The sequence below is a fragment of the Geothrix limicola genome (genome assembly GCF_030268085.1).
Classification (GTDB): domain Bacteria; phylum Acidobacteriota; class Holophagae; order Holophagales; family Holophagaceae; genus Geothrix; species Geothrix limicola.
Genome location: NZ_BSDE01000002.1, coordinates 12,632 through 26,553, shown reverse-complemented (window position 1 = coordinate 26,553; position 13,922 = coordinate 12,632). Strand labels below are relative to the sequence as shown.

General features: G+C 64.8%; 14 protein-coding genes. 9 read left to right on the top strand and 5 right to left on the bottom strand.

Annotated elements, in window-relative coordinates; translation table 11 throughout:
* Window positions 1-258: 258 nt before the first annotated feature.
* Window positions 259-942, bottom strand: coding sequence for a hypothetical protein (locus QSJ34_RS05885; protein ID WP_285571650.1), 684 nt, complete (start codon window positions 940-942; stop codon window positions 259-261).
* 128 nt (window positions 943-1,070) lie between these two features.
* On the opposite strand from QSJ34_RS05885, the gene QSJ34_RS05880 reads away from it, so the two are divergent.
* Window positions 1,071-1,448: a hypothetical protein gene (locus QSJ34_RS05880; protein WP_285571649.1), complete on the top strand. Its 378-nt coding sequence runs from the start codon at window positions 1,071-1,073 to the stop codon at window positions 1,446-1,448.
* A gap of 63 nt (window positions 1,449-1,511) precedes the next feature.
* On the opposite strand, the gene QSJ34_RS05875 is transcribed toward QSJ34_RS05880, so the two are convergent.
* Window positions 1,512-2,762 carry a DNA methyltransferase gene (locus tag QSJ34_RS05875; protein WP_285571648.1) on the bottom strand — a complete coding sequence of 417 codons (1,251 nt, stop codon included), beginning with the start codon at window positions 2,760-2,762 and terminating at the stop codon, window positions 1,512-1,514.
* A gap of 169 nt (window positions 2,763-2,931) precedes the next feature.
* Here QSJ34_RS05875 and QSJ34_RS05870 point away from each other — a divergent pair, with 169 nt between their 5' ends.
* The 4 genes from QSJ34_RS05870 (at window position 2,932) to QSJ34_RS05855 (ending at window position 7,198) form a co-directional block, all read left to right on the top strand.
* Window positions 2,932-5,070, top strand: coding sequence for a sensor histidine kinase (locus QSJ34_RS05870; RefSeq protein ID WP_285571645.1), 2,139 nt, complete (start codon window positions 2,932-2,934; stop codon window positions 5,068-5,070).
* A gap of 81 nt (window positions 5,071-5,151) precedes the next feature.
* Window positions 5,152-5,436 (top strand): carboxymuconolactone decarboxylase family protein, encoded by a 285-nt coding sequence (locus QSJ34_RS05865; protein ID WP_285571642.1) that lies wholly within the window; start codon window positions 5,152-5,154, stop codon window positions 5,434-5,436.
* Window positions 5,437-5,536: 100 nt separating this feature from the next.
* A complete protein-coding gene (locus QSJ34_RS05860) occupies window positions 5,537-6,106 on the top strand; it encodes an RNA polymerase sigma factor (RefSeq protein ID WP_285571639.1) in 570 nt (189 codons plus the stop codon).
* A 165-nt stretch (window positions 6,107-6,271) separates the two neighbouring features.
* Window positions 6,272-7,198 (top strand): SDR family oxidoreductase, encoded by a 927-nt coding sequence (locus QSJ34_RS05855; protein ID WP_285571636.1) that lies wholly within the window; start codon window positions 6,272-6,274, stop codon window positions 7,196-7,198.
* Here QSJ34_RS05855 and QSJ34_RS05850 read toward each other — a convergent pair.
* The 3 genes from QSJ34_RS05850 to surE are packed head-to-tail and all read right to left on the bottom strand — an operon-like array spanning window position 7,179 to window position 8,720.
* Window positions 7,179-7,691, bottom strand: a complete 513-nt coding sequence (locus QSJ34_RS05850; RefSeq protein WP_285571635.1) for an adenine phosphoribosyltransferase — start codon at window positions 7,689-7,691, stop codon at window positions 7,179-7,181. The two genes, QSJ34_RS05855 and QSJ34_RS05850, sit on opposite strands and share 20 nt — an antisense overlap.
* 2 nt (window positions 7,692-7,693) lie before the next feature.
* Window positions 7,694-7,966 carry an acylphosphatase gene (locus tag QSJ34_RS05845; protein WP_285571633.1) on the bottom strand — a complete coding sequence of 91 codons (273 nt, stop codon included), beginning with the start codon at window positions 7,964-7,966 and terminating at the stop codon, window positions 7,694-7,696.
* Between the two features lie 4 nt (window positions 7,967-7,970).
* Window positions 7,971-8,720, bottom strand: a complete 750-nt coding sequence (gene surE / locus QSJ34_RS05840) for a 5'/3'-nucleotidase SurE (RefSeq protein WP_285571631.1) — start codon at window positions 8,718-8,720, stop codon at window positions 7,971-7,973.
* 66 nt (window positions 8,721-8,786) lie between these two features.
* On the opposite strand from surE, the gene QSJ34_RS05835 reads away from it, so the two are divergent.
* The 4 genes from QSJ34_RS05835 to QSJ34_RS05820 all read left to right on the top strand — a co-directional run bounded on the left by QSJ34_RS05835 (window position 8,787) and on the right by QSJ34_RS05820 (window position 13,788).
* Window positions 8,787-9,371: an RNA polymerase sigma factor gene (locus QSJ34_RS05835; RefSeq protein ID WP_285571628.1), complete on the top strand. Its 585-nt coding sequence runs from the start codon at window positions 8,787-8,789 to the stop codon at window positions 9,369-9,371.
* Window positions 9,368-10,498, top strand: coding sequence for a hypothetical protein (locus tag QSJ34_RS05830; RefSeq protein WP_285571626.1), 1,131 nt, complete (start codon window positions 9,368-9,370; stop codon window positions 10,496-10,498). The genes QSJ34_RS05835 and QSJ34_RS05830 overlap by 4 nt, the downstream gene beginning before the upstream one ends.
* A gap of 71 nt (window positions 10,499-10,569) precedes the next feature.
* Complete coding sequence (locus QSJ34_RS05825) at window positions 10,570-12,981, top strand: VIT and vWA domain-containing protein (protein WP_285571623.1); 2,412 nt, start codon at window positions 10,570-10,572, stop codon at window positions 12,979-12,981.
* A gap of 93 nt (window positions 12,982-13,074) precedes the next feature.
* Window positions 13,075-13,788 (top strand): protein-L-isoaspartate(D-aspartate) O-methyltransferase, encoded by a 714-nt coding sequence (locus QSJ34_RS05820; protein WP_285571620.1) that lies wholly within the window; start codon window positions 13,075-13,077, stop codon window positions 13,786-13,788.
* Window positions 13,789-13,922: the final 134 nt, after the last annotated feature.

Genomic DNA, 13,922 nt, shown 5'->3' with positions numbered 1-13,922 from the left:
GGGGTCTGGGGGTGTGCGCGCAGCGCGGAACCCTCGGATCAGCGCTGGATCAGGGAGAAAAGTCACGGCCCGGCTTTGCCGGGTCGTGACGCGGGGGTCCGGGGGTGTGCGCGCAGCGCGGAACCCCCGGATCAGCGCTGGATCAGGGAGAAAAGTCACGGCCCGGCTTGGCCGGGTCGTGACGCGGGGGTCCGGGGGTGTGCGCGCAGCGCGCCCCTAGATCCTCGCAGCGCACGCGCCGCGAGGGGAACCCCCGGATCAGCGTTCGAACAGCACCACGCGGTTGCTGTTGGTGCCCTTGTCGTTGTTGCCCACGCCCCAGATGTGGGCGGTCTTGGTGAAGGTCTGGCTGTTCACGAGGACGCCGTGGGCCTTGAATCCGGCGCGAAGGCCCAGGGGCAGCACCACCTCGTCGAGGCGCAGCTTGCCGCGCCGCACCTCGCCCACCTCGAAGGCCACGAAGCCGCCGCGCCGCGTGATGCGGAACAGCTCCGCGAAGACGGCGGACATGGTGTCGGACCAGGCCTCCACCGTGCGGGGGGTGCTGATGCTGCGGCCGATGGTGTCGGCGTCGAGGCCCGTGAACCAGCAGCGCAGCCAGTTGTCGCCGGCGTAGTCCACCACGTCGAGGAAGGGCGGCGAGGTCAGCGTGAGGGTCATGCACCCGTCGAGCAGCGAATGGGTGTCACGCGCGTCGCCCGTGAGAAAGCGCGCGTCCAGCGCCGCGGCCCGGAGGTGCTTCGTCTGCACGGGCTCCAGGCCCGAGAGCAGCTGCTTCGTCTTCTTCAGGATCAGCGCGCGGGTGTCCCGGTAGGTCGGCGTCTGCTCACGTTGCGCGTTGATCTTCCGCTGCTTGTCGGCGCTGAGGGCCTGATTGGGGGGCAGGGTGTAGACCGAGAAAAATCCCGGGCTGTGCCCCGTGAGCCGGTTGGTGGCGACCATGCGGATCCAGGCATTTGAAAAGAATCAAATTTCAAATCCAGATGTTGATTGATCACTAGACGTTAGGTAAGGAGATAATTACCATCAGTGTGATTTGTATTAAGCGCGACCTTCCTTCAGGAGTAACCATGTCATTTCTTCAAGCAGTACAGAATAAGGCTGCGAATCCACGCACCAGTATAGTGCACAAATGTATTTTGGATTTTCTTATTGCCAATGCTGTTGGTAGTGCAAATGCCCAGCCTTGGGAAGCAATCGAAATACACCTCGCCAATTGTGGCTTTACTTTGTCTCAGAATGCATTTCAGCAGGGGTTATTGAAAAATTCTCGTGAAAATGGCTATTTTATCGGTTCCTTTGACCACGATCCTTGGGGGTACTTTATTATTGACACACAGCATGATGCTGAACTTATGCGCGATTGGTACACCGCTAGAATTGCGAAGGAGCAAGCACGAGTTGCTGCGTTGCGTGCTGATGCTGCTATAGTCGGATGGACAATTTAAAGTTATTGCTCTTCGGTGTTTAATTAGTGTTGATATATATGATATAAATATTGAATATTGCGATTATGGTTTTTTTAATAAAACTATTCTGTTTGTGTTTGTTCCACCTGAGTTATTTTCAACTCCCCAAATATGGGAAGTTTTTGTGAATACTTGCTCGTTTAGAAGCACGCCAACCGGTTGAAAGCCGGCGCTTATTGCGATTGGCATAACTAGATTTTCCATTTGCACTCGACCACGGCGCACTTCTCCAACTTCAAATGCAACATGCCCACCAAAAATGCTGATTCTATATAATTCAAGGAAAACGGCCTTCATGACGGCCTGCCAAACTTCGATGCTTGAAGGGGTGGATATGTTTTTACCTATTTCATTTGCATCTAAACCATTAAACCAACACCTTAACCAATTGTCTTCGGCATATTGAACAATATCGAGAAAAGGGGGAGAGGTAACGGTTAAGGCAACGGATTCACTCTCGATTTCGGGTGTATTCCTGGCGTCTTTGGTCAAAAAGATGGCAGATTTTCTTGCTCTATCAAGATTGACTCTTTCATGCTCTTGGATTTCTGAAGAAAGTAGAGATCTCGATTTTTTAATTATGATGTCGTAGGTATTCTTATATTCTGGGCGTTGCTTGTATTTTTCATTTATTTTTATTTGCCCTTCTATCGAAGTGGCTTGATTTGGTGGAAGCGTATAGACGCTGAAAAAGCCTGGACTATGGCCAGTTAACCTGTTTGTAGCGACCATTCTAATCCAGCTATCGATTCCGTCGAGTGAATTAGATTTTTCTTTATTTAAAAAATATTCTCTCAATGCTAAAATTTCATCAAAAGTATCCTTGTGATAAAACATATCTAAATGATTGATGGCTGGTTGACTTGGTTTTTTAGGTATAGTTTTAAGTCGATCCGAAATGCTAGTTATACTTGGCGGTAATAGCCGTGGTTGTGTCAATATTTTAGATAAAGGATTAATGTCATTTGAAATAAATTTTCGACCTAGAAACGCAGCTTCCAGGGCCGTTGTTCCGCGCCCTGCGAATGGGTCATATACAACTTGTGATTCAGTTGTGAGTCTGGAGATAAAAAATCGAGGAAGCTGTGGTTTAAAGCATGCACGATAGCTTATTTCATGAAGACTATGTGCTTGTCTTTGTCTTGCCGTCCAGAGTTCACGTGTAATGATTGGAATGGGTTGGTTATAGTCTGGTAATTCAAGTTTATCAAATATATATGGAACATCAGGTTCTGTTATTTTTGTGAGCTTATTTACGTTCTCAATATAATTTGCTAAATCTGTTTTTTTCATATTTACCTTTGAAGGGCTGAATGGGGGAAATGACTATGTTGGCCGGTAGTTGTTGGGAACATAACCAGCCTACTACCTTCAGTGGGTTCTTCCTTCATATTGCAGGGGGCCCACAACTCGGATGCTTCGAGTACCTAAAGGCCCTAAATGCTCTTCCATGGATGGGTCAGTGCCTCCTAGGTGCATCCAGGATAGCCTGCTGGAGATGAACCCGACGCCCAAGCGCCATCCCGAACTGACGCGCCTCTACGTAGCGGTGGGCCTGGGCGTGGTGGTGCTGATGATCATCATGGTCTACAAGACCGTGGGCAACCGCATTGCCGGGGGCGGGCTGGACGCGCCGTCGCGCTGGGCCCTCGTGGCACTGGGCCTGCTCAACGTGCTGGCCATCGGCACCCTGCTCTTCATCGTGGCCCGCAGCATCGCCAAGCTCTACTTCGAGCGCAAGAGCGGCATCCTGGGCTCGCGCCTGCGCACCCGCATGGTGCTGACCCTCTTCATCGTGGGCATCGTGCCGAGCCTGATCCTCTTCATGGTGGGCCGCGACTTCATCAACAAGAACGTGGAGCGCTGGTTCAGCCCCGAGACCGAGGTGGCCATCCGCGACGGCCAGAAGGTGGCCGAGGATCTGCGCGCCGCCGCCCGGGGCCGCCTGGATTTCGGCGCAGAGCGCCTGCGGGCCTCGGCTTCGGCGGAGCCGGCGGCCATCCGCGTTGTGTCGGGCCTGGACCTCGTGGCCGTCCTCGGCGGCCGCGCTGAAGGTCGCACAGACGGCGGCGTGAAGGGGCTGGACATGATCGCCGAGTCGCCCACGCCGGACCTGGATCTGCCGGAGGGTGAGGCGACCCAGGAATACCCGGAAGGCATGTGGCTGCTGCGCCGCGTGCCCAGGGGCGACGGGCCCTGGGTGGTGGGCATCTTCATGCCCCGGGAGACCCTCGACCGCCTGCTGGCGCTGGAGCAGCGCTACAAGGAAAGCCAGCAGATCCGGGCCAACAAGGACACTCTCCAGACCCTGCCCCAGAGCACCTTCCTCTTCCTGACGATGCTGACGCTCTTCTTCGCCGTGTGGTCGGGCCTGGCCCTGGCCAAGTCGCTGAGCGAGCCGATCCGCGCCCTTGCCAAGGCGGCCCAGCGCGTGGGTAGCGGCGACCTCGACGTGCAGCTCCCCGAGCTGGGCGAGGACGAGCTGGCCTTCTTGGCGCGCACCTTCAACGCCATGACCCGCGACCTGAAGACCAACCGGGCCGCCATCGAGGCCCAGGCCAGCCGCCTGGATCAGCAGCGGGCCTACCTGGACCAGCTGCTGGCGGCGCTGCCCGTGGGCGTCATGAGCTGGCGGGCCGATGGCGAACTGCGTACCTTCAACGCCGCCGCGCGCGCTTGGCTGGGGCTGGACGCCTTCGATCCCACCGAGGCCCGCTGGGCGGAGGTGGAATCGTTGCCCCGCCTGGGCCGCCTGCCTGAGCTGCTGACGGCCGTGCGCGAATCGGGACGGGGCGTGCAGGAGGAATTCCGCCTCGGTGGCGAAGGGGAGGGGCGCCCCGTGCGCGCCATCCTCGTGCCCCTGCAGGGCGGCGGCGCGCTGGCGGTGCTGGAGGATCTCTCCCTGCTGGCCCAGGCCGAGAAGCGGGCCGCCTGGCAGGAGGTGGCGCGACGCATGGCCCACGAGGTGAAGAACCCCCTCACGCCCATCCAGCTCACGGCCCAGCGCCTGCTGCGGCGCGGGCGGGAGGGCAGGCTGGATCCCATGGCCGTGCAGGAAGGCGCGGAAACCATCCTGGCTGAAGTCGCCAGCCTCTCGCGCCTGGTGGACAGCTTCAGCCGCTTCGCGCGGCTGCCCAGCCCCCAGTTCTCTCCCTGCGATCCGGCGGACCTGCTGCGCCAGGTGGCGGCCCTCTACCAGCCCAACCACCCCGACATCCGGTGGGAGCTCCGCCTGCCCGAAGAGCCCCTATCCGCGCTCTGGGACGGCGACATGGTGAAGCGGGCCCTCATCAACTTCGTGGACAACGCGGTATCGGCGGTCGCCGCCGGGGCAGGCCAGGGCGCCATCGCGCTCACGCTCTCGGTGGAGGGCCCGGACCTGCGCTACGACATTTCCGATGACGGCGCCGGCGTGCCCGAGGCCGACCGCGAGCGGCTTTTCGAGCCCTACTTCTCGACCAAGCGCAAGGGCACGGGCCTCGGGCTCGCCATCGTGCGCCGCATCGCCCAGGATCATGGCGGCGACGCCCGCTACGAGCCCAAGGAGCCCGGCAGCCGCTTCAGCCTGCTGCTGCCCCGGAAGGCGCACGCTCGGTCCTAGATCCGAAGCGGGGTGAGGGCCTACCCGGTCCTGTATCCATGGAGGGTCGCTGCTCGTCTCAAGGGGTGAAAGGAGGACACCATGTCCCAATCCACATCCCATATGACCGAGGCGGTCACCGAATTGGTGGCCATCGGGGCGGCCATCGCCGCGAATTGTGAGCCCTGCTTCAGGCATCACTTCGATTCGGCCCGCGAGCTGGGCGTTTCCAAGGAAGACATGAGGGCGGCGGTCAAGATGGCTCTGGCCGTCAAAGCCACACCCCACCGGAAAATGGTGGAGTCGGCAGAGCGTTACCTGGCCGCGGGCGGACCGGAGACTGCAGGTGCCGTCGAGGCCTGCTTACCCGGTGGCACCTGCTGCTGAGTCCTGGAAGTCCAGATGCCGGGGAAGGTTGCCCATCCTAAAAAAGGGTCGCAAACTTCCTCGGCCCGTCAAACTGAAAGGACCCTGAGTGAGGATGGTCATGGCCATCGAACCCACCTCCTTTGAATGTCTGGAAGCGGCCACCAGGCCGAAGGTTCTTCGTTACCTCAGCCGCTTCGTGGGGCCGACCGAGGCCGAGGATCTCGCCCAGGAAGTCTTTCTCAAGGTCCACCAAGGGCTGAGTCGCTTTCGCGGAGAGGCCAAGCTGTCCACCTGGGTCTTCCAGGTGGCCACCCATGCGGCCTTGGATCGATTGAAGAGCCCCTCTTACCGGGCCTCTCGGGCTCTCCTGCCTGAGGCCATGCTGGAAGGTGCCGATATTCATGCGGGTCCGGACCATGGCCAGGAACCCATGAAAGCGGAAATGTGCCACTGCATCCGCGACCTCGTGGATGACCTGCCCCTGAATGACCGTACGATCATCTACTTGAGTGAACTGAAGGAACTGCGGATCGGCGCGGTGGCAGAGATCCTCGGCATCAGCGCCGGTTCCGCCAAGATCCGCCTCCATCGCGCTCGCCGAAGGTTGCGGGCCCAGATGGAGCAAGACTGCCGGATCCTTCTGGATGAGCAGGCAGAACTCCAGTGCGATCGCAAGGAAGCGCCCTGACCAGGCTTCGTCCTACAGCCTGATTTTCCTCCGCCGCCGCAGCCAGATCCCCACGGGTCCGAGCACGAGCCAGGCCAGCAGCACGAGCTTGTAGAGGGGGATCACGCGGGCTCCAGCGGACGACGGCCTGCACCAGCCTCTCATGGCGGCGCGTATGCTGGGCGGATGAAGACGCCCCCGCCCAACCCCGCGCCCCCGGCCCTCATCGCCGGGTGCGGCTACCTGGGCACCCGATTGGCCCGGCGGATGGCGGCCGAGGGTCCCGTGCTGGCGCTGACGCGCAGCCCGGCCTCGGCGGAGGGGCTGCGGCGCCTGGGTCTGCGGGCTCTCGCAGAGGACTTCGACCAGCCGGCTGCGAACCTGGATCTTCCGGGGGATCCGGGTGCCGTGCTGTACGCGGCGCCGCCCTCGGGAGCGGGTCCCGAAGATCTGCGCCTGGCGCGCTTCCTGGAGTCATTGGGCCCAGCGCGTCCCCAGGTGCTGCTCTACGTGAGCACCACGGGTGTCTACGGCGACGCCGGCGGTCGCGAGGTGGATGAGGAGAGTCCCCTCGCCCCGCGGGAGGACCGGTCGCGCCAGCGGCTGGACGCCGAAAGGCGCGCGACCGCCTGGTGCGACGAGCGGAAGGTGCGCTGCGTGATCTTCCGTGTGCCGGCCATCTACGGGCCCCACCGCCTGCCCCTGGAGCGCCTGCAGCGGCGCGAACCGGTGCTGCGCGAGGAGGATTCGGGCCCGGGCAACCGGATCCACGTCGACGATCTGGCCGGCGCCTGCCTGGCGGCCCTGCGGGGGACCGCTTCCGGCGCGTTCAACCTGACGGATGGCTGCGCGATGAGCATGGCGGCCTTCAGCTGCCGCGTGGCCGACCTGGCGGGCCTGCCCCGGCCCCCGCGGGTGTCCTGGGCCGAGGCGCAGACTATCCTGAGCCCGGGGCTCCTCGCCTTCCTGCGGGAATCCCGGCGCGTGACGAGCCGCCGCGCGCAGGCGCTGGGCTGGACGCCCGTCTACAGGAATCCCGACGACGGCATCCGGGCCAGCCTGCTGGAGATGGGCTGGGCGGCCGCGGAAGGTGCTAGTAGCGCAGGACGCTGAAGACCGGCAGGCCTTCGACCTTTTCCCGGCCGGGCAGGGAGGTCAGTTCGATGAAGACCGTGAGGGCCAGCGGCTGGGCGCCGGTGCGCTGCACGAGGCGCTGGGCGGCGGCGGCGGTGCCGCCGGTGGCCATGACGTCATCCACAATGAGCACGCGGTCGCCGGCCTTGAAGGCGTCCGTGTGGATCTCCAGGGCATCACTGCCGTACTCCAGGCCGTAGCTCTCGTTGAAGGTGGCCATGGGCAGCTTGCCGGGCTTGCGCGCGGGCACGAAGCCCACGCCCAGCTTCTGGGCCAGGGCGCTGCCGAAGATGAAGCCCCGGGATTCGAGCCCGAGCACGTGGGTGGGCTGGAGGGCGAGCACCGGCTGCGCCATGGCTTCCACGGCCTCGGCGTTGGCCAGCAGGGGGGTGATGTCGCGGAAGAGGATGCCCTCTTTCGGGAAGTCCGGCACATCGCGGACGAAGGAGTTGAAGGGGGTGGTGGGTGACATGGCTACCTGTGGATCTCGAAAGGAAGGGGTAGCGAGGATCGCATATCCAGGCCGTTCCAGTCCAGTCGCTGGACGGCGGCGAAGGCGGGGCCCCGGGCCAGCTGGGCGCGGAAGGCGGCCAGCGCGGCTTCGGAGCCCTCGGCCTGCCCGCTGACGGATCCGTCGGGCTCGTTCTTCACCCAGCCCGCCAGATCCAGGGCCTGGGCCGCCTGGACCGCGAAGCGGCGGTAGCCGACGCCCTGCACGGCGCCATGAACCTGGAAGGCCACTCGCATGGAGCTATCCGTTGAAGGTCGCGTTGAAGTCCGCCTGCCGGGCCAGGGTCTCGGGGCAGCCCAGGTCGAGGCGCAGGGGCGTCACGCTGGCAAATCCGTGGAAGACCGCCTCGGCATCGGTGCCCGGGGCCTTGGCGTAGGTGGGGCCGGCGTCGCCGCCGATCCAGAAATAGGGCGTGTTGCGGGGATCGAGGCGGCGCTCCACCAGGTCGTGGTAGGCGCGGCTGTCCTGGCTCGTGAGGTGGAAGCCTTTGGGTTCCTCTTTCGGCAGGTTCACGTTCCAGATGCGGTTGCCGGGCAGTTCCATGCCCTCCCAGCGCTCGAGGAAGCGGGCGATCCAGGGTTCGGCCGCTTCCAGCGAACCCGAGGGGTGGATGGAAAAGGCCGCCGCCAGGGCGCCCTGGAGCCGCCCCTCGAAGGCCGCGCCCACGGTGCCCGAGTAGAACACGTCCTCGCCCAGGTTGAAACCGTGGTTCACGCCCGACAGCACCCAGTCGGGCTGGCGTCCCAGCGCCTCGCACACGCCCAGAAGCACGCAGTCCACGGGGGTTCCGTCGCAGGCGAAACGGTCGGGGCCCACTTCGTTCAGGCGCAGGATGTTGTGCAGGCTCATGGCCGAAGAGATGGCCGAGCGGTTGCGGTCCGGCGCCACCGTGACCACGCGGCCGAACCGGGAGGCCACCTTGGCCAGGGTGGCGAGGCCGGGGGCCCACAGGCCATCGTCGTTGGTGAGAAGAATCAGGCGTTCGGGCATGGCACCAGTCTACCCGCTGGGTCGCGCCCCCATTCGCTGTCAGGATGGAATTCTCCCAGCCGCCCCATGGAAACCCAGGCCCCGACCCCTTCCGCCGTCACGAACCCATCTGGGGTGGACGGGATTCTGCCGGACCGGGCCGCCCTCCTCGCGCGCCTCCGTGAAAGGATGGTCGCCTTCGCGGCATCCCGTTTAGCAGGCGCCCATGCGGAGGACCTGGCGCAGGAGGTGCTGGTGCTCATCCATGAAAAGTACGGGCATCTCGACCGGATCGAGGATCTGCTGCCCCTGTCCTTCCAGATCCTGCGCTTCAAGCTGGCCGCCCACCGCCGCAAGGCCGCGCGACGCGGCGAATTCGACGCGGTGGACGTGGACGCCTTCCCGCCCGCCTCGGAGGATCCCGATCCGGCCGCCGTGCTGGAGCGGAAGGAACTGCTCGCGAAACTCATGGGCGGCATTTCGCGCATGGGCGAGCGCTGCCGCGACCTGTTCCGCCTCAAGCTGCAGGGACGCAGCTTCCCGGAAATCCAGGCCCTGCTGGGCGCGGCCAGCCTCAATACCGTCTACACCTGGGACCACCGCTGCCGGAAGCAGCTGCTGGAATCCCTCGGGGGCCATTGGGCCGGACCTTCCGAAAGGGGGACGCCATGAAGCCGGTCGACATGAAGCCGATTGACACCGAAAAGCTGCTGGGTGGCTACGCGACGGGCACCCTCACCGAATCTGAACGCCAGATTCTCTTCGCGGCGGCCCTGGAGCGTCAGGAGATCTTCGATGCGCTGGCCGACGAGGAGGTCCTGCGCGACCTGCTGGCGGATCCGGAAGCCAAGGCCCAGCTGCTCGCGGCCCTCGCGCCGCCGCAGCCGAAGGTCCGTCCCCTCTGGCGTAGGTGGGAGGTGCTCGGCACCGCGGCCAGCCTCCTGGTGGCGGCTACGGCAGGCCTGGTCTACCTTCGCAGCCCCGGCACCGCGCCGCCGCCCCTGCATCCGGAAACCGAGAAGGCATCCCCGGCGAAGGCCCCCGAAGCGCCCGCCGCTCCGGCCCCCGACGCCGCCGCGCGGAAGCGAAGTTCCGAAGCGAAGACGAAGCAAGCGGAGCCGGCGGCCGAGGCGGCAGGGAGGATGATGTCGGCCCCCGCGGTGGCGGCTCCACCCCCGCCACCCGTGGCAGTGCCAGCCGCAATTTCGGCTCAGCAAGGCTCGGCCTCCGCGAGCGCCGCGGATCAGGTGGCGAAGAAGGCCGAGGCTTCCAGATCCTCGGCGGTGGTGGAGGTGTTGACGAACCAGGCTGCGTACGAAAGACGGGCCGTGCCGGAAGCCGTGCCCCGTGGCGTTCCGGGCGGCGTTCCGGGCGGAGTGGTGGGCGGCGTGGTCGGTGGTGTTGTGGGCGGCACTGCCAAATCGCCTTCTCCTGCGGAGACCGCGAAGGCGAAGGCGGTGCGCTTCAGTCCGGATGCGGCGCCGGAGACCCCGACCTGGACGGTGGTGGCCCAGGCGGATGGAAGCCTCCGTGTGACGGTGAAGGCCCAGCGCGGGCACCAGGTGGCGCTCCTGCGGCGCGGGGCCTCGGGGGTGGAAGCGCTGGCTCTGCGCGCGACCGAAGGCGATGCGAGCAGCCAGTCCTGGCGCGCCGACGTGCGCCCCAGCGCCGGGGAAGTCCTCGATCTCTACGTGCTGGCCCATCCCGTGGCCAACGTGATCGCCCTTCCGGAAACGGGCGCAGTGGACGGCTTCCGGGCCCGCATCCATCCGGCGGAGAAAAAAACACCGGCGCACTGAAAGGGACCGGATTCCCGCGGCATTCCCTCCTGAACCGCGCCATGCCGGCGCGGGCCATCCGGGAGGAACCCATGTCGATGCGCCGGTCCACCACCACCTTGTTCGCCTGCGCGGCCGGGCTCGTCCTGGCCACCCAGGGGGATGCCCAGACCCATGTCCGCGCCAGGACCGCGGCGTTCCGGATGGATGGCTGCCAGGGCATCGAGTCCGCCGACGCCACGCGATCTCCCTACTTCTTCGTGAAGGGCGGGGACAGCGCCGTGGATCAGCTGCCGCTGAAGGCCACCTCGGCCAAGGTGGCCATCGCGGGCGTCATCGCCGACGTGAAGGTCACGCAGGTCTACCGCAACACGGGCACGAAGGCCCTGGAGGCGGTCTACGTGTTTCCGGGTTCCACCCGCTCCGCGGTCTACGGCATGACCATGCGCATCGGCGAGCGCGTGCTGAAGGCCCAGATCAAGGAGCGCGGCCAGGCCCGCATCGAGTACGAGCAGGCCAAGCAGCAGGGGCGCAGCGCCTCGCTGCTGGAGCAGCACCGGCCCAACGTCTTCCAGATGAACGTGGCGAACATCCTGCCCGGCGACGAGATCCGCGTGGAGCTGTCGTACACCGAACTGCTGGTGCCCAGCGAGGGCACGTACAGCTTCGTCTATCCGACGGTGGTGGGTCCGCGCTACGCGGGGCAGGCGGGCACGGATTCAAGCACGGGCGAGGCCTGGGTGGCCAATCCCTACACGCACGCGGGCGAGAAGCCGTCGACCACGTTCGATCTGGAGGTGAAACTGTCCGCCGGCCTGCCCATCCAGCGCATGTCCTGCGACACGCATAAAACCTCCATCGCCTACGACAGCAAGGCGGACGCCACCCTTCGCCTGGATCCCGGCGAAGCCCAGGGTGGCAACCGCGACGTCATCGTGAAGTACCAGCTCGCGGGCGGTGCCGTGCAGTCGGGCCTGCTGTTGGATCAGGCCCAGGAAGAGAACACCTTCCTGCTCATGGCGCAGCCGCCCAAGCGCGTGACGCCCAAGGATCTGCCGCCCCGCGAATTCGTCTTCATCATGGACGTGAGCGGCAGCCAGATGGGCTTTCCCATCGAAGTCTCCAAGGTGCTCATGCAGGAGATGATCCAGGGCCTGCGTCCCCAGGACCTCTTCAACGTCATGGTCTTCGAAGGCAGCTCGGCGCTCTGGTCGCCGGCCTCGCAGCACGCCACGCCCGAGAACGCGCAGGCGGCCCTGGCCTTCGTGCGCGCGCAGAACGGCGGCGGCGGCACGGAGCTGGGCAGCGCCATGCGGCGCGCGCTCGGACTGCCGCGCCTGCCCGGGATCTCGCGCACCTTCGTCGTCTCCACGGACGGCTACATCAGCGCCGACGGCCAGGTCTTCGACATCATCCGCAAGAACCTCGGATCGGCGAACCTCTTCACCTTCGGCATCGGATCTTCCGTGAACCGCCACCTCATCGAAGGCATGGCCCACGCGGGGCAGGGCGAGGCCTTCGTCATCACGCGCCCCGAGCAGGCGGCGGCCGAGGCCGAAAAGTTCCGCGCCTACGTGTCCTCGCCCGTGCTCACGAACCTGAAGCTCACGACGAACGGATTCCACATCCAGGATCTGGAACCCATGCAGCTGTCCGACGTGCTGGCGGATCGCCCCGTCATCTGCCTCGGCAAGTGGAGCGGCGAGGCGAAGGGCACGGTCACGTTGTCCGGCGTCAGCGGGGCGGGGCCCTGGAGCCAGACCTTTGAGGTGGGCCAGGTGAAGGATCGCCATCACGGCTCGCTGCGCCAGCTTTGGGCCCGCCAGCGCATCCAGATGCTCTCGGACTACGATCAGTTCGGCCAGAACGCGGACCGCAAGGCCGAGGTCACGCGGCTGGGCCTTTCCTACCACCTGCTCACGGCCTACACGTCCTTCGTGGCCATCGATTCCCAGGTGCGGAACACGGGCGGATCGACCACGGTGACCCAGCCCCTGCCCATGCCCGAAGGCGTGCCGGACACGGCGGTGGGCGGCCTTTCCGGGAACCAGCCGGGCGGCCTGGTCGGTGGGGTGGTCGGCCATGTGGTGGGTGGCGTGATGTCTTCGCCCGCGGCCCCGGCCCCCATGATGAAACGGTCCTCGTACGGTTCGGCGGTGACCGAGGTGGTGGCGCAGGATGCGGTGCTGCGCGCAGAGAAAGCCAAAGTGGCCCACACCCTGCGGATCCTGGCCTTCTCGGGCCTCACGGGGAGCTCGGATCCCGCGGCCCTGCGACGGGAGATCGACGCGCGCCTGATGGATCCGGCCCTGGCTTCGGCGCTCGCACACCTGCCTTCGGGCACCACGCTCACGCTGAAGGTTGATGGCTCCGGTCGGGTCGTGTCGGCGACCTTCGACGCTACCTTTGCCGGTTCCACCCGGGCCACGGCTTTGATGAAGCTATGGCGCCTGCGGAGCTGGACCGGAGGCCTGGCCGGACAGCTCGAGATCACCCTCGGTTGAAGGATCGGCCCCGAATCTGCCTCGGGGACGCGCCTCCTCCATTCCGGGGGAGGCGCGCTGGCGCCGGGCCGGGATCGAGCTATCTTCGTACCCATGAAGGAACTCCTGGGAGTGGCCTTGATGCTCACGAGTGGGGGCTTCGAACCGGGATCCACGCCACCGCCCGTGGAGGATGCGGTCTTCATCGTTGCGCGCGCCCGCATGGTGCGCGATCAGATCGTCGCGCGCGGCCTCACGGATCCGCGCGTGCTGTCGGTCATGGGCCGGGTGCCTCGGCAGGAATTCGTCCCCAAGAACCAGCGGTATGCCTCCTACGAGGACGGGCCGCTGCCCATCGGCCACGGGCAGACCATCTCCCAGCCCTACATCGTGGCCTTCATGACGGCGGCGTTGGACCCCCAGCCCAAGGACCGGGTCCTGGAGATCGGCACGGGCTCGGGCTATCAGGCGGCGGTGATCTCGGAACTGGTGGCGGCCGTCTACAGCATCGAGATCGTGGAACCCCTGGCCCGTCGCGCCGAGGCGGACCTCAAGCGCCTGGGCTACGACAAGGTGAAGGTGCGCGCCGGGGACGGCTACCGAGGCTGGCCCGAGGCGGCGCCCTTCGACGCCATCATCGTCACCTGCGCTCCGGAAAAGGTGCCGAAGGCCCTGGTGGATCAGTTGAAGGTGGGAGGCCGGATGATCGTCCCCGTCGGGCCGCAGCATGGGGTCCAGGAACTCTACCTGCTGCGCAAGCTCGAAGGTGGCCTGCAGACCCAGGCCGTGCTTCCGGTGCGATTCGTTCCGATGGTCATGGCCCACTAGTGCGTGGTGCATAGGAATGCGGCCTCGATAAGGTGCGCGCAAGCCTGTGGCATGATGGGTTGATTCGATGGGCTTGGCGGCCGATTAGGCGCCAGGACAGTTTTTCCACGATGAGGTCCAGGCTCTTGAATCTC